Source organism: Nitrospira sp. Ecomares 2.1, assembly GCF_965152585.1.
Window position 1 is genome coordinate 1,925,373 of the sequence record NZ_OZ224219.1, and the last position, 15,645, is coordinate 1,941,017.

The window sequence follows — 15,645 nt, forward strand, 5'->3', positions numbered from 1 at the left end:
GGAGGATGGGTAGGGGAGTTAACCGAAGAGTCGCGCCGTCATCACGCTGATTTACATGTGTATGTCCGGGTTCATACTTTGGTGTATGACTCTGACGATCACAATACGCTTTTTTCCCGTCTTATAAAAAATGGAGTGGGGGCCACATTCGAACCGGAACAATTCCGGCACAATTTCACTGCAATCCTGTCCCAATGTTGGACTATCGGCCACCTGCATCAGGCAATCTCTGAGGGAAAGGAAATATTCATCCGCCACGTGTTGCCCGAATTGCTGGATCGAAAATTCGTAGGTTCTCTGGAGGTCCTGGTCTGCCTTTTTCGAAAGTTGATACTCACTCATTGTCTACACGTCGTTTTTTGACATCGTTCATAATGTCCTCAACCTTCCGTCGGCTCACACCGCTACGCTCTCCTTCGAGAAGTGTTTTTCGTAACACCTCGATTTTTTCTTGATCCCGCCGGATCAGATTGCGCACGTAATCGCTGGCGTTGGCATATTTTCCCGTCTCAATTTGGCCCTGCACCCAGTCCTTCATGGGATCGGGAACCGACACATTCATTGTTGCCATTTCTTATCCTCCACGTTTCATTCTGGCATAGATGGCCAATCCGTTCCAACCAGTGACACCATGGGTGAGGTGATTCGCAATTGAGAGACAGATTCATTCCTGCCAGAGACTTCAGAAATGGCAAAATGGGCGAGCGATCGGACCGTAAAGACCTGTGCCAAGGCGAACGGATGGGGATGTCGTGAAGGGCTCAGGAGGACACAGGGGGGCGTCAGGGTTACTCGATCGGAATACGGTTTTTGTTCTGCACAAGCCATTGGTCGAATGTTTGCAAGTCCGGATTCAGTCTTCGGCTGAGGTCCGGATCGCGTGCCCCGCAAAACTGTGATTCGAACTCTTGCTTGAACTGAAACATGTTGGCCAAGTCATCCGCGCCGGGAAATCCGAACGTAGCATAGACGGCCGGTTCCACTGATTGATACTGCACCTTCTGTCCGATGGCGCGCGTGAGTGCCGCCGCCATTTGGTCGCCTGTCAAATGCTCGCCGGCAATCCCGACCGTTTTTCCGATCAATTCCCCGCCTTTCTTCAGGATGCCCAGTGCGCCCTTTCCGATATCTTCCGCTGCGACACCGGGAAGTTTTTTGTTTCCCATCGGCAGGGTGATCCTGAGGATTCCGTCCTGACCCGTCTTGGGGCCCATGCCAAAGTTAATCAGGTTCTCCCAATAGAATGAGGTCAGATAAAAGGTTGTCGGCACCCCGCGTTTCAAAAACTCGTCATTCGCCTCACCCTTCGCGTCGAAGTGGGGGACCTTGTACTTTCCCATCAGGGTCGGCATGCGGGTATCTTCGAGCGGAATCCACTGTCTGGTGTCTTCCAGCGTGGACCAGATGACGTGGGACACTCCGGCCTGTTGGGCCGCGTGCGCTTGCGCCTTGGCCTGAGCCAACTCCTTCTCCGGGGAACCATGCTCCCAAAAACTCGTGAGACAGAATGCGCCGTAGGCACCCTCAAAAGCCCGTTTCAAGCTCTCAGGATCGTCTAAGTCGGTCGCCACCACCTCCACCCCCAGGGTTGCGAGAGCTTTGGCCTTGTCCGAATGAATGTCCCGCGTCAACGCGCGAGCAATGAAGCCACTATTCTGGTCATGCACGATTGCACGGACTAAACCGCCACCTTGCGCACCCGTGGCGCCCACCACGGCAATAATTTTTTTGTCTGGCATATTGGATCCCTTCTTATGAGATTAGACGATCGCAATAGATATTTGCTTCACCGATTCAAACCGATCAATTCCGCCAGAGCCTCACCTGCGCAGAATGAAGGGGAATTATACCTCTCGGAACCGTCGTCCGGAAAATCTCAAAAGTCCCGGAAGGGTGTGTTTCTTCTCGCACCTTTTCCCGGCTGGTACGGGAGGTGGAGGCATGTCAGAAGGAAAGTCAAGCGTGGGTTACAAGGTGGTTTCTTGCCCGTCGTCTTTAAAAAATGATCTCCGTGTAATTATTTCTTCTTTTTATCGTTTATTTTTGAATATATCCTCATGGATCAAGAGGCCTATATAGTACATGAAAGACTATCTCGCCTTGCGCATCGCTAAACGATCTGACAGGAACCATTCTTCTTCAGAAGAATCGCGCCGTGGATACCTGTTCACCTCTTCTGCGGGGTGGAGGGAGCCGCTCGGTGACTTGGTAATTTTCCGCCAAAAGATATCAAGAGGTGAGAACCGAAAGGCCCATGAATTAGGTCTAACACATTATTGCGTATTGCAATATCAATCGTTAAGTAAAAGGATTATGCTTGATTGGAGCAAGACGGAATATTATTAACCGGAAAATACGTCGTGGCGTACGGGCCATCGGGGCGTTCTCGATGCTGCTTCGCCTTCCAGAATGTGGTTGATTCCCTATGAACATGGCTATTTTCATTCCCCTCCTTCCGCTGCTCGCCGCCATGCTGATCGGATGGCAGGGCAAACGACTGCAGTCCCATGTTGCCTTGATCGGGATCGTGGCCACGGCCGGGTCCAGCCTGTTCTCTTTTCTGACCCTCTACCACGTCAGTACGCAGGGTCCTATTCACCTCACCTTCTGGTCCTGGGGGCAGGAAGCCGCTCCTTCCCTGACCGTGGGGATGTTGGTCGATCGGCTGACGGCGGTGATGATGGTGCTCATCTCCAGTGTCAGCACAGTCATTCATCTGTATTCCCGCCGCTATCTAGAGGGTGATCCCGGGTACCAGCGGTTTTTCGGATTACTCGGGTTAATGACGTTCACCATCCTCTCATTGGTGGCCAGCCCGAATTTCCTGGTGTTATTTCTGTTTTGGCAACTCTTGAGTTGGGTGTTGTATCTCCTCCTGGCCTTCAATGTTTCTCATGCCCTGGCTTCCGAGTATGCGCGAAAAACCTTATTGGTTCATCGAATTGGAGATGTCAGTTTTCTTTGTGGCCTCCTGCTGATTTATCAATATTTTGGTACGTTCGAATTTGCCGCCGTGTTTCAACAGGCGGCTTCTGATCCTCCCATGATTCGGTTGTGGGCCGGTTCCTCCCTTGAACTCAACATTGTTCCGGTTATCGCCCTGCTGATTTTTGTGGGCGCGATGGCTAAATCCGCGCAATTTCCTCTCCACGTCTGGCTTCCGGATACGATGGATTCCCCGACGCCGGTCTCTGCCCTCATGCATGCCGGGATCATCAATGCCGGAGGGTTTCTCCTGAACCGGTTGGCCCCATTGTACGCACTCTCACCCACGACGCTTCATCTCGTGTTCATCGTGGGGGCCGGCACCGTCCTGCTCGGCGCCTCGATGATGTTGGTTCAGAATGACATCAAAAAAACGTTGGGGTTCTCCACGATGGGACAAATGGGCTATATGATTATGGAATGCGGCCTGGGAGCGTTTGCCCTGGCCATCTTCCATCTCATTGCCCATGGGTTTTTCAAGGCCACCCTGTTTCTGGCTTCGGGCAGTCTCATTCAAGCCGCGCGACATGAACCGAAATTTCCCCCCTCCTCCGATCATCGACCGACCAAGCTGCCGACCGGGCTGACCTGGATGACCGGGCTGAGCGTCACGCTGCTCATGCCGTTGTTCATTCTTCTGGTGGCCCATGGCGTGTTAGAGGTTCCACTTCAGGATGCTCATGGGGCGGTGATTTTTCTCTTTTTCGGATGGGTAACGGCTTCCCAGGCCATTTTCAGTCTCTATCGCCTGCAGGCCGTGGCCTCCTGGAAGGTCGCCGGTGCGATGATCGGGACGTTGTTTTTTATCGGATTCGTGTATTTATGGGCGGGCGAAACATTCACGCATTTTCTGTATCCGGATCCGGGCGTGGCCAACGGATTTTTCCAGGCCGCCGCCTTCCCGCCACAGGTGTTCGATGGGATGATCCTGGTGGCGACGCTGGTGGTGCTGTTTGGCTGGCTGATTATGTATACCACGGCTCGTGGACAAAAAATTCTCAATCCGCATTGGGTGCTCTCGATACGGCAGACCGGTTGGGTTCTCTTCATCAACCGGTGTTATGTGGATGGCCTGTTTAAAAAGCTGGGCTCTGCCCTGCTTCGGTTGGCGGAGAAAGTGGCCTATCGGTATTAGTCTTCGTCTTGGTCAAATGAGAATGTCTTGTGAAGATGTACCTTGTAAATGACTGGTGTCCGCCTTTCTCTTTCGTCCCGGATCTTTTGATGGTGGGGAATTAATATGGAGCGAACCGTGCCAGCGGGGTTGTGGGGAATCGGGTTGGCCGCCATTCTGGTAGCCGGGGGAGTCTTGACCGTATTGGGATGGGACACCGGATCCGATCCCTCCGGCCGTCTCCTTGCCGCCGCCATTCTTCTTGCCTGTTTCTGTGGCCTCCTTGGTCAACAAGGCTCATCACGTGTTTCCGATGATGTGGGGCCCATCCTCCTGCTGGGCGGACTGGGCCTGGGCGGAGTGCTCGGTATGGAGCCGTTCAACCGGATCTTTGTCATCGGCCTTCTCGCCTATACGGGCTTTTTTCTGGCGCGACACATGGCTGCTTCTCTTCAAAAGTCCCTGGCTCTGGTGCATGTTTCGTTAGCCCTGATGCTGGCTGTGCTGGCGATCTTCATGGAGGAAGGACGCGGCGTTGTCGGAGTGCTGTTTCTGGTCCTCACCTTTTTGCCTCTCGTGCCTTTTCATCTGCCCTTTTTGGGTATCCTCCGGTCGTCCCGCGAATCTCTCGGCAGTGTCTGGCTTGTGGTCTGGCTGGCTGCGGGGCTGTCCCAGCTTCAGGACCTGGAGGCCATGCTGATACTCCATGTGGAATGGAAGGGCGTGTTGCCGGTGCTTGCGCTGGTAAGCTCCCTCTATGCCTCCCTGAAAGCGATGGGACATCGCCTCCCTCGTGAAGGCCTGGCCTATGCCACGATCACCTTCCTCGCGTTACTGTGGGGGTTGAGTGGTGAGTTTTCTCATATAGCAGAATGGGGGCTTCCCTTCGGGATGGCGGTCGCATTGTTGATGAGTGCGCTGTTGTGTGCATATGCCTTTTTACACGAACGATACGGGGCCCATCCTCTGAACACTCTGCAAGGGTTGGGTGCCGGGTTGCCGCGTTTTCGGGGCATCTTCACGTTTTTAATTTCTCTGATTATGCTGTTGCCGGTGCTGCCGGTAGTGGCCGCATTCAAGAATATTCCGCCCGACGCCCCTGAGGCACATTTTCTGTTCCCGGTTTGGCTGTTGTTGTTCACGGTGTGGCTTTCAGTCAGTTGGGTCTTTACCACGATGCTGCATCAAACCGCGTTCGGAAAGCCCCGATCCGATGTTCCCCATCGTGATTTATCGGTCTATGAACTCTGGACATTGCTCCTGTTGATGGTCACGGCAAGCATGTGCGGAATGATGGCTTAATACGGTTGAATGTCTGATGCAACACACCAAGGGATGGAGACGATGACAGATTCCACGGCACAGGAAGTCGAGTCATTTAAAGAAATCGAGCGCATCGAGGTCAGGTCGCTGATTCATTTAGCGAGTGAAGCGATTTCCCAGTTCTGGCCCATGCAGACCTTCATTCACCACAATCCGCTTCATGGCCTGGAACATCTACCCATCCACCGGGCGATTGCGGAGGCCGGAACGTTTTTGGGAGGACGGGGATATTTACCCAATCAGGAATATCGTGACCTCTATCGGCAGGGCCGGTTTTTGGAGGAGGCGATTACCGATACCGTTGCACCGTTTGCCGGCAATCATTTTGTCACGATCGGCACGCGGAACATTTCCCACCTCGAAATCTTGCGGATGCTCCTGATTCATGGGACCGGCGCCGTCCCCCATGATGTCCGGAATGCCGTCTTTCTCAATGCGTGTAAAGACCCCCGTGTGAGGGAATTGTTTCTCCGGCTTCAGCCCCGTGGCACGCATGGGGACGCTCACCTGTCCTTCCGCCACCAGACAGATCAGGCCGGAAAGAATCTGGGGACACAGGAGACGTTGGCCGCATGGTGCGATCGGATGTGTGACACGTCCCTTCAGGAAGAGATCAATCAGGAACTCATCAAGTGGTGTGCGGGGTTCCTGGATCAAGGGCACGCTCCCTGGCCCATGCCCATGCGGGAAAAGACGTTTTATGGGAGTTGGAAGGCTTTGGCTCAGCGGGAGGGCTCCGGGTTCCTGCTGGGCATTCCGGATTGGACCAGCAAACTGCAACACCTTCCCGACCGGCCGGAAGATGCCGTCCTCGCCTGTCTCCAGTCCATGGGTGTTCCTCACGATCTCTGGAGCAATGTGTTTACCCTGCACCTGGCCCAGCTTCCGGGGTGGACCGGGTTTTTGAAGTGGCGTGCCGACCAGGTTGACCATGAATGGCAGGCGGCCTTTCCCATCGATCTGGTTCAATATCTGGCGGTTCGTCTCTTTTACGAGCGTGAGTTGGTGCAGCGGGTGTGTCAGGATCGCCTCCGACTTCCGGGCACCTATACGGCTATCCTGTCCTCCATGGAGCATTTCCCTTTTGGCTATGGTCTCTACCGGATGTTTCGTGCCGGAAGGCTGGATCCGGAAATATTTCCCAAATTGGACGAGACTCTATTCAATGCAACCCCGCTTCCCTTGCAAACGCTTGATGGCGTGGGACGTGAAGCGGACGCCAAATGGGGATCGGTCCAACAGGATTTAACGGCCAAAGGAGACACGTTGCTTCTTTGCCATCTGGCCGGATCACTGGGAGTTCCGCTGAATGACCTGGTGGAATGTCCGCCTGAAGTCCTGGATACGCTGCTGGATTGGACCGCCAATTTTCCCGACTCCACGCATGGGCCCCTCTGGCTCCAGGCTTTTGAGATGAGCTATGTGAAAGGCTTCGTCAGGGGCCTTTCTCCCAATTTGGCCATTGTGCATGAAAGTGATTCCAAGAAGGACAAACCCACGTTTTCCAGACCGCCGGCCCAGGCGATGTTTTGTATTGATGTGCGATCTGAGGGGTTCCGACGGCATCTTGAAGAAGCGGGGGGGAATGAAACGTTCGGATTCGCCGGATTTTTCGGCCTTCCCATCTGTTTTCAGAGTTTCGGGAGTGAACAGGAAACCGATCAATGTCCGGTCCTGCTCAAACCCAAGCATGTGGTCAGGGAAATTCCCCGTGCCTCTCAGGGAAAAGCGGCTGAACGATTTCTCGAACGTCAGACTCTGGCCAAGACCGGACATGCCCTGCTTCATGATTTGAAAGAAAATGTGATTACCCCGTATGTGATGGTCGAGGCGATCGGCTGGTTTTTCGGGTTCAGACTCTTCGGCCAGACGATTGCTCCGGCCTGGTACCGGAGGTTCACCTCCTGGTTGAAGCAATGGTTTGCAATTCCGATTGCCACCACATTAACCGTGGACAAACTGTCCAGGGAGGAGGCTGAAGAAATTGTGGCGTCCGAACATCGGGCGACAATTTATCGTCTCTTAATCGAACGCTACGGTCGTCTGGGTCTGGCCGTTCCGCACGATCAAGTGGATCGACTTCGTAGGCAGGCCTTGTATCAGCTTGAAATGGATAGCACGGAGGAAGATTCTCTAGACCGGTTGTTAGGATGGAACGCCAGCGGCCATGAACAGTTTCTGGGAGAGTTGCGAAAGGACTCCGGCATTCATCACCGGGCGGTCAGCCGACGTATGCACCGGATTACCCAGAAAGGGTTTACGACAAATGAACAGGCCTATTATGTGGAAACCGCTTTGCGGATTATCGGGTTTACCACAGGCTTTGCCAGACTGGTCTTGATCTGTGCCCATGGGAGCGAATCGGAGAACAATCCCTATGAGTCGGCTCTGGACTGCGGGGCTTGCGGCGGCAACCACGGCATCTCCAACGCGCGGGCTTTTGCGGCCATGGCCAATAAGCCTCTTGTCCGGCAGCTTCTTGCCCAGAAAGACATCCATATTCCGCCAGACACCCATTTTTTACCGGGACAACATAATACCACCACCGACGAAGTGGAGTTGGAAGATTTGGAGGACGTTCCCGCCACTCACCGGAAAGACCTTCAGCGCCTCCAACACGATCTGGAGCAAGCGGGACGCCGAAACAGTCAGGAACGATTGGGCCGCTTACCGGACGAGAGCGGCACGCCGTCGTTGCCAAAAAGTCTCAGTCTGGCCAAACGACGAAGTTCGGATTGGTCCCAGGTGAGGCCTGAATGGGGCTTGTCGAGACATTCGACATTCATCATCGGCCGGCGGTTATTGACGCGGGGCTTGAATCTGGAAGGACGGGCATTTTTGCATTCCTACGATTACCTCCAGGACCCCACGGGAAAATATCTAGAGATTATTATGACGGCCCCGTTGATTGTGGGCAATTGGATCAACATGGAACATTATTTTTCCACTGTGGATCCCGAGGTATACGGAGCGGGGAGTAAGGTGTACCATAATGTCGTCGGCCGGATCGGGGTGATGTATGGTTCCCAGAGTGACTTGCGCATAGGACTACCCTTGCAGACGGTGTATGATGGTCCCAAGCCTTACCACGAACCGATGCGGCTCTTTGGCATCATTGAAGCGCCTTTGGAACGCATATCTCTCATCATTTCGAGGCACCAACTTTTGCAAAATTTAATCGGAAATCAGTGGATCAATCTGGTGGCCCTCGACCCGGTCACCATGGAGTTCTTTCTGTACCATTCACCGGAGGAGTGGCGGATTATTCTTTAATTCCCTTTTAGAAGGAGTGCGACGTTATGAGCATCAGGCTATACCCCATGAAAGAGATCAAAATCATTCTTGAAGGAGAACATATCCGTTTTGTTACCGATGTGCTGGATCGAATCAAGGCCAGCGGGTATACCGTCTTCAGTGATGTTTCAGGTAAGGGGCACAGCGGATACCATAAGGGTCACCTGATGTTTAATGATACGAGCAGTTTGCAAATGGTCCTGACTGTGGTGCCTGAGGATAAGGTCGAGCCTATCCTCTCGGCGCTGAAGCCCTTCCTCGAGCGGCATTCGGGAAGTTTGTTTGTGCTCGATGCCAGTGTCTTGAGACCCGATCATTTTGAATCCACCAATTCCTAATTCTCCGGGATACTCTAATGTGAAGCATATGGTGGATATGACAACATCCTCCCGCCGGTGCAAATAGAAGACGACAATAACGTATGTCACGCTGGTAGGAGGTATCCTGATTTCCCAAAGATGTGTTATTGAAGGCAGCAAGGTTTGGACGATGGTAGCCTGTGCTCGCATGTATGGTATTTCCTGTTTGCCATGAATCAGTAGAACTGTTGGTCCTGCTAAAGCTTTACATAACATCGAAACCCTCACTCACCCATTTTCCTATCAAATTAATAGCAATCTGTTAAATTTCGGAATGCGGCACGTTCCCTCTGCTGCTGATATTCCGGCCGGGTTGTGGAGTGTCTAAAACGTGCGATGGCTGTGGTTGTCTGCACCGGGTTTCGATTGTTGCAGGGGCTGTTGAAAAAAGCCGCCAGCGGCGTTCTCGCCATTTTTCCGTGCTCACGTACTGGAAGTACGCTCTGCGCGCAAAAATGACTGCGGCCTTCCCTTCGGCATGACTCAGGGCAGGACTGGACGAACCCTTCGAAAACCTCAGAACATGCTTTTTTGAATCGCCCCGAGGCCTCTCATATGCAACGTGTCTGTTGGTCAATAGACCCTTGGAAATTATAATTATTCAACACTTCTTTGTTTCATTTAAGATGACAAGGATATAACGGTCTTGTCCCCGCCGAAGCCGGGAAAAAACGGGTCCGTTTCTTCCCGGCTGCCTGATGCCCCTCAAGATGGCTTACGAGGTTCAGTTCTCAGGCGACCACATGCGGAGCCGGAGGCTGTTGGTGACGACACTGACGGAACTGAAGGCCATGGCCGCACCGGCCAGAATGGGACTAAGCATAATGCCCCAGATGGGAAAAAGTATGCCGGCCGCAACCGGAATGCCCACAACATTATAGATAAAGGCCCAGAACAAATTTTGCTTCATGGTCTTCATGGTCTGCCGGGCCAACTCGATGGCGGATCCGACCGCATGCAGATCATTCCGCATGAGCGTGACATCGCTGGCCTCGATGGCAATATCGGATCCCGCTCCCATAGCGATGCCGATATCCGCTTGGGCGAGGGCGGGTGCGTCGTTCATTCCATCACCGACCATGGCCACGACTTCTCCTGCCGATTGGAGCCGCGTAATTTCAGCCACCTTTCCTTCGGGTAAGACGCCCGCCACTACCCGTGTGATTACGGCCATTCGTGCCACCGCTTCTGCCGTGCGTTGGTGATCGCCCGTGAGCATCGTGACTTGATACCCCAGCCGGTGCAGGCGGTCCACCACCTCGCGAGAAGAGGCTTTCAGCGGGTCGGCAATGGCTATTAAGGCCTCCACCGTACCGTCGATCGCCACATACACGGGTGTTTTTCCTTCTCTGGCGAATCGCTCGACATCCTGTTGGATGGCGCTGGTCCGGATGTCCAACTCAGACATGAGTGCGAGATTCCCTACTGCGACCTTTCGTCCTTCAACTATGCCTACGGCGCCTCGCCCGGTCATCGCTTGAAACGCGTGCACCGGAAATAAGGAGTATTTCCTGGTTGCGGCATGTCGCACGATGGCTTGCCCAAGTGGATGTTCCGACGAACTTTCCACTGAGGCCACCAGACGAAGGATCTCTTGTTCGGTGTATTTCGTGCCGGGGGCGGAGAGAATTTCGGTGACGGCCGGTTGTCCTTCGGTGAGCGTACCGGTTTTGTCCATGACGATGGTCGTGACCTGGCTTGCCCGTTGGAGCGCTTCTCCACCTTTAATGAGTACGCCCAGTTCGGCTCCTTTTCCGGTGGCCACCATGACGGCTGTGGGGACCGCCAATCCCATCGCACAGGGGCAGGCGATGATCAGTACTGACACCGAGGCGACCAGGGCGCGTATGGCGGGGGCGGTATCCGCCATGACAAACCACACCATAAATGTGGCAATCGCCAACGACAGGACTACGGGAACAAAAATCCCGCTGACACGGTCGGCCAGTTTTTGAATCGGCGCGCGTGACCCCTGGGCCTCGCGCATGAGTTGTACTATGCGAGAGAGGACACTGTCTGTGCCTAAGGTTGTGGCGTGATATTGAAACGCGCCGGTGGTATTCATGGTTCCTCCGATCAGGCGATCGCCGGGTTTTTTGTCGACGGGCATGGATTCTCCCGTCAGCATCGATTCGTCGACCGAGCTGGTTCCGGCGAGCATGGTGCCATCCACGGGTATGCGTTCTCCGGGACGGACCAGCACGGTGTCCCCGGTGTGCATGTCTTCCACCGGAATCTGTCGTTCCCGGCCGTCCCGGATGATCCGGGCGGTTCGTGGTTGAAGGGTCATGAGTTTTCGCAAGGCTGCTGATGTTTGGCGCTTGGCTCTTGATTCAAGCGCATTTCCCGTCAGGATCAACGCAATGATCATGATGACGGCCTCATAGTAGAGTTCCGGTGCCATCCCCCGGGTGAGAAAGACCTCTGGCGCGAGAGTAGCCAGGAGAGAAAAGAGAAAGGCCGCGCCGGTGCCAACGGCCACTAAGGTATTCATGTCGGCGGAATGGTGGCGGAAGGCCGCCCAGGCTCGCGTATAAAAATGTCTGCCTGCCCAGGTCATGACGAAGATGGTCATGGCGAGCAGGATTACCGAGAGCCAGGCCGTATCGAGTGCATAGAGGTCGGGTACAAATGATGTGAGGACGGGTGTCATCCATTCCATGATCCATTGCATGAACGGATCGGTCGCCCCACCGTGCGCATGTGAGAGTCCGGAACTCATGAGTGGCATGGAGAGCACCATGGCGACCACCCCGAGTATTCCGCTGACAATGGCCTTGTTGCGAAATGATCGAAATTCCTCCGCTTGCGTCTGTTCCTGTCTGGCCTGCTCATACCGGTCCGTGTGGTCCGGCGGCTTAATCTCCGCTTCATACCCGGTCTGTGTAATGGCCTGTCTAACCAAATCCGCGGTGGTGGTGTCAGGATCGTAGGTCACCTCCGCCGTTTTCAACATCAGATTGACTGAGGCCTGAAGGACGCCGGGTTTCTTATCCAGCGCGCGTTGCACGCGGATTTGGCAGGCGGCGCAGGTCATCCCGCCGACCGAGAGACTCACTTTCCGGGTTTGGGCCATGTCAGGCGGTTCGTCTCGTTTCCTCATGGGAGGATGCGATCGTGTTCTCTCTGTTTTTGCGATGACGGTGTTCATGTCGGTTTCCCTATTCTGTACGCTCGATGCTGATGGGTAAGATTTTTGAAACGAATATTCAGCCATTTAAATAATACGCACTTCCTCGGTTGGCCCCTCATCCCACTGTCACCTTGAGCAACCCTCTCATCCTGGATGAAACGAAGGATCTCGCTCAGCTTAAATGTCATCGGCTGCGCACAGATCCTTCGCCAGAGACTCAGGATGACACAATCAGCAGGACGAGGAGTTCATTTCCCGGTTACCGCATGGATAATTGCCTGGGTTCTTCGGTTTTCTGAATTTGCTTGCCCGCTATGGCCTGGGCCATGAAGAAGTACCAATTGACCCAGACAATCGCGGTCAGTCCACCGATGATGACGATCCATTCGATGGTGCTCATACGACCTCCACACTGAGCCGGGCTTTATAGCCTTCCTCCTCGAGCGTGTGAACAATTTCTTCTGGTGTGATGGTTTGAGGATAAAAGCCAAGGGTGGCCTCGCCAATTTTCACCTGATCAACCTTCACACCCTTCAGGTTTGAAAGGATGTTGGTGATGCCTTGAACACAATGACCGCAGCTCATGCCTTGAATCGCGAGTGTGAGATCTTCCATGGGAACCTCCGTTTGGTGAAATATGTTTGTGTGTGGTGCGTGTCACGTTCTTTGTCCGACACGCCCGTTTGCTTATATAGACGGAGCCCGGATGGAATTCTTACAGTGGGTGGAGTGTTGAAAGCTCAAACGGGAAGAAAATTGAAAAAACAAAGTTGAAGAGGGGAGTGGTAGATATAGGGAGAAGGGGAATTGGGGCTTATTCGCAGGTGCAATTCAAGCAGCCATGCTTACTGCAAATCCCGCAGGAATCTTCCAAGGACTTTCGCAAGGCATGACGCGCTCGATGCAAACGGACCGTGAGGTTATTCGTGGTGATTTGTAAATCCTTAGCGACGGACTTCAGGGATTCTCCGGACAAATCAATCCGACGAATGATGGCGGCATATTCGGGCTTGAGGGTCAATACGAGTCGATCCAGACAGGCACAAATCGTCGGTTGGAGTTCATCCAGCGAAGGGACCTGATGGGTGCCCAGTGTCTCGGTCTCGACAAGAAATGCTTGAAACCTTTTGGTGTCCGTTTCTTTGCTTCGATAATAATCAATCAGCGCATGTCGAAGGATTTGGTAGAACCAGGGGATGATCCGGTCCATCTGTTTGATGGAATGGAAATGGGCCAAAGCTTTCATGAAGCATTGTTGCAGGAGGTCTTCGGCGAAAACAGGATTGCCGAGTCGGCGGGTCAGGAAGGCGTGAAAGGCCTGGCGATGATCAGTGAGCTGCTTCATCACCTCATCGAGGAGGGGATGGTGCCGGGCATCTTTCCCCATTTCAGATGTGGCTTCGGTTCCCATTTGGCGCTCCAGGTCTTCGATCAATCCCGGCGGATTGGACCATATCATGCCCGGCCGGCATTCGGGAAGAACGGTACTTTTAATGGAAGTGATGATTTAAAAAAATAGAGTCCCGCTTACGACCGGCGGGAATGATGACTCAAAAGGGAAAAGGAGAAGGATAGTTGTTCATTCAAAATCGTGAGCGGGTTTGAATGTGTAAGGAAGGCTGGCTTTACCCTGGCCACATTTTCATGATTGACACGGACGACGAACTTCCCAGGCGAGAGGCTCCGGCATTGACCAATGCCACAGCCGAAATCAGGTCGCGTATCCCGCCGGCAGCCTTAACCCCTAACCGTTGTCCGACAATGCCCCGCAGAAAACCCACGCCTTCAATCGTGGCTCCGCTGCCGGTGAATCCTGTGGATGTTTTTACAAAGTCGGCCCCGGCCTTCTCTACCAGTTGGCACCCTATTTGTTGTTCTTCCTTATTTAAGAGTGACGTTTCGAGAATAACCTTGACCAGGATTTTTGAAGAGTGGGCACGCCGTGCGATGTTCACGACCCCCTGTATATCGTCCAGGACGGCTCCATGATTGCCTGCTCGAAGCAAGCCAAGCTGGATGACCATATCCAATTCATGCGCCCCGGCTTCAATCGCCAGTTTGGCCTCATAGGCTTTCACGTCCGGAAGCGTGTTGCCGTGAGGAAAGCCAATGACCGTGGCAATTCGGACCGGAGATCCCGTAAGACACCGCGTGGCAAACGGAACCCACAGCGGGGCGATGCACACCGCCCCGAAGCCGAACGTCATGGCTTCTTCGCAGAGCTGTCGGATCTGGTCTTTGGTGGTTTCTGGCTTTAAGGCGGTATGGTCAATGATTTTAGTGAATTCGTCGCGGGTCATCCTGCAGGCTCCGATGAGATATTCGAGAGGTTGCGGTGTCCCCTCCGAGAATTCGTATGACCTGACCGTGCCGTATCGGTACCCGGATCAGACAACACATATGAGCTGACTGGGCACGGATTACAATGTTTTGCGAATGTTGTCGTAGCCTTTTTTCAGTTCGTCCAGCACTAGTCCCAGGCCGGAGGACACGGATTCGGTGGTCTGACTAGCTTCCTTTTTGACCGCTTCCATCTTGCTCTTGACCTCTTCCCACCGTGTTTCAAGTTTCGCCCATTCATCACGCGCATCGGCTTTGGCCAGGTGGAGTTTCACCTGAACTTCGTCACGCTGACGTTTCAGGTCATCAGCAATTTTTTGAAGCTGTTCTAATGAGTCTGCCATGAACGTCTCCTTTCATTATTCGAACCGTATGAATAATTCTATTCTAGATTAACAAGAAATTAGCCTAAGAGTGTACCCCGTCACATAGGTGAAAGGGACCAACGTTAATCAGCCTTCTACCTGTGATGTGCAGGAAGGCAGGAAACTGGGGGATTTCCAGGCATAGGCGGGGGTGCGTGGCGCCTGGTCCTGTGAAGCGGGAGATTATGTTGGGTCGAGTAACGGGTGACCGGTGCGAGTGGATATTTAATAAGGATCGTTCTGCGCGATCGTGTCCTCAGTCTTCACTTCGTAAGGAACGATATCGCAGGTGCAGCCGTTGACCTTTCGATCCACATACATGGACCAATGACCATCCCGGTTTACATCATGCCAGTAGAATAAGGGCCATTCTTTGGTTTCGACGACCGAATTCCAATGTTCATTATATTCCGAGATGAGGATTTGACGGGCGGTTTTGTAATCCACGATTCCGTCTTTTTGAAGTGAATATTCCCGCATGTAGAGGCCGGTTACAATATTGATATCCTCGTCGACCAGGTAGGCCTCGTCCGGTTCGGGTGGCGGCATTTCTGCTTCGGCTATTTCTCCTCCAACGAGAACAAGAGCTAATCCGATGGCGCATGCTTGAATGGGGATTGTCGTTCGCATGACATCCTCCTTGGCTAGAGGCCCTTTGCCCGACTACCTTGGTGAGTGTGAGCTTCCTAATCCCTTGTTTGGAGCAACTGTTATGCCAAAGAAGAAGTGAGT

14 protein-coding genes are annotated in these 15,645 nt (G+C 53.5%); 4 read left to right on the forward strand and 10 right to left on the reverse strand.

Features of this window, described 5'->3' with window-relative positions; genetic code table 11:
* Positions 1-51 precede the first annotated feature (51 nt).
* From ACWHYD_RS08390 to ACWHYD_RS08400, 3 genes are all read right to left on the reverse strand, one after another.
* Entirely contained in the window at positions 52-342 is a 291-nt protein-coding gene (locus ACWHYD_RS08390) for a type II toxin-antitoxin system RelE/ParE family toxin (RefSeq protein ID WP_447965449.1), read from the reverse strand.
* On the reverse strand, positions 335-571 hold the full coding sequence (locus ACWHYD_RS08395) for a type II toxin-antitoxin system ParD family antitoxin (protein WP_447965450.1): 237 nt from the start codon (positions 569-571) through the stop codon (positions 335-337). Before ACWHYD_RS08395 ends, ACWHYD_RS08390 begins: the two co-directional genes overlap by 8 nt.
* Positions 572-788: 217 nt before the next feature.
* Positions 789-1,739: an NmrA/HSCARG family protein gene (locus ACWHYD_RS08400; RefSeq protein WP_447965451.1), complete on the reverse strand. Its 951-nt coding sequence runs from the start codon at positions 1,737-1,739 to the stop codon at positions 789-791.
* 686 nt (positions 1,740-2,425) lie between these two features.
* Here ACWHYD_RS08400 and ACWHYD_RS08405 point away from each other — a divergent pair.
* The 4 genes from ACWHYD_RS08405 (at position 2,426) to ACWHYD_RS08420 (ending at position 9,054) form a co-directional block, all read left to right on the forward strand.
* Positions 2,426-4,120, forward strand: a complete 1,695-nt coding sequence (locus ACWHYD_RS08405) for a proton-conducting transporter transmembrane domain-containing protein (protein WP_447965452.1) — start codon at positions 2,426-2,428, stop codon at positions 4,118-4,120.
* A gap of 105 nt (positions 4,121-4,225) precedes the next feature.
* On the forward strand, positions 4,226-5,401 hold the full coding sequence (locus ACWHYD_RS08410; RefSeq protein ID WP_447965453.1) for a hypothetical protein: 1,176 nt from the start codon (positions 4,226-4,228) through the stop codon (positions 5,399-5,401).
* Positions 5,402-5,443: 42 nt separating this feature from the next.
* A complete protein-coding gene (locus tag ACWHYD_RS08415; protein ID WP_447965454.1) occupies positions 5,444-8,695 on the forward strand; it encodes a DUF2309 domain-containing protein in 3,252 nt (1,083 codons plus the stop codon).
* Positions 8,696-8,721: 26 nt separating this feature from the next.
* The gene (locus tag ACWHYD_RS08420; protein ID WP_447965455.1) at positions 8,722-9,054 is read left to right on the forward strand and encodes a P-II family nitrogen regulator; all 333 of its coding nucleotides are present in this window, start codon (positions 8,722-8,724) and stop codon (positions 9,052-9,054) included.
* 745 nt (positions 9,055-9,799) lie between these two features.
* Here the strand turns inward: ACWHYD_RS08420 and ACWHYD_RS08425 are convergent.
* The 7 genes from ACWHYD_RS08425 to ACWHYD_RS08455 all read right to left on the reverse strand — a co-directional run bounded on the left by ACWHYD_RS08425 (position 9,800) and on the right by ACWHYD_RS08455 (position 15,543).
* Positions 9,800-12,226: a heavy metal translocating P-type ATPase gene (locus tag ACWHYD_RS08425; protein WP_447965456.1), complete on the reverse strand. Its 2,427-nt coding sequence runs from the start codon at positions 12,224-12,226 to the stop codon at positions 9,800-9,802.
* Positions 12,227-12,467: 241 nt separating this feature from the next.
* Positions 12,468-12,608 (reverse strand): hypothetical protein, encoded by a 141-nt coding sequence (locus ACWHYD_RS08430; RefSeq protein ID WP_447965457.1) that lies wholly within the window; start codon positions 12,606-12,608, stop codon positions 12,468-12,470.
* On the reverse strand, positions 12,605-12,823 hold the full coding sequence (locus ACWHYD_RS08435; protein WP_447965458.1) for a heavy-metal-associated domain-containing protein: 219 nt from the start codon (positions 12,821-12,823) through the stop codon (positions 12,605-12,607). The genes ACWHYD_RS08430 and ACWHYD_RS08435 overlap by 4 nt, the downstream gene beginning before the upstream one ends.
* A gap of 199 nt (positions 12,824-13,022) precedes the next feature.
* The gene (locus tag ACWHYD_RS08440; RefSeq protein WP_447965459.1) at positions 13,023-13,667 is read right to left on the reverse strand and encodes an RNA polymerase sigma factor; all 645 of its coding nucleotides are present in this window, start codon (positions 13,665-13,667) and stop codon (positions 13,023-13,025) included.
* 166 nt (positions 13,668-13,833) lie between these two features.
* Positions 13,834-14,508 carry a deoxyribose-phosphate aldolase gene (gene deoC, locus ACWHYD_RS08445; RefSeq protein WP_447965460.1) on the reverse strand — a complete coding sequence of 225 codons (675 nt, stop codon included), beginning with the start codon at positions 14,506-14,508 and terminating at the stop codon, positions 13,834-13,836.
* Between the two features lie 120 nt (positions 14,509-14,628).
* Positions 14,629-14,892, reverse strand: coding sequence for a hypothetical protein (locus ACWHYD_RS08450; protein ID WP_447965461.1), 264 nt, complete (start codon positions 14,890-14,892; stop codon positions 14,629-14,631).
* A 246-nt stretch (positions 14,893-15,138) separates the two neighbouring features.
* On the reverse strand, positions 15,139-15,543 hold the full coding sequence (locus ACWHYD_RS08455) for a hypothetical protein (protein ID WP_447965462.1): 405 nt from the start codon (positions 15,541-15,543) through the stop codon (positions 15,139-15,141).
* Between the last annotated feature and the right edge of the window lie 102 nt (positions 15,544-15,645).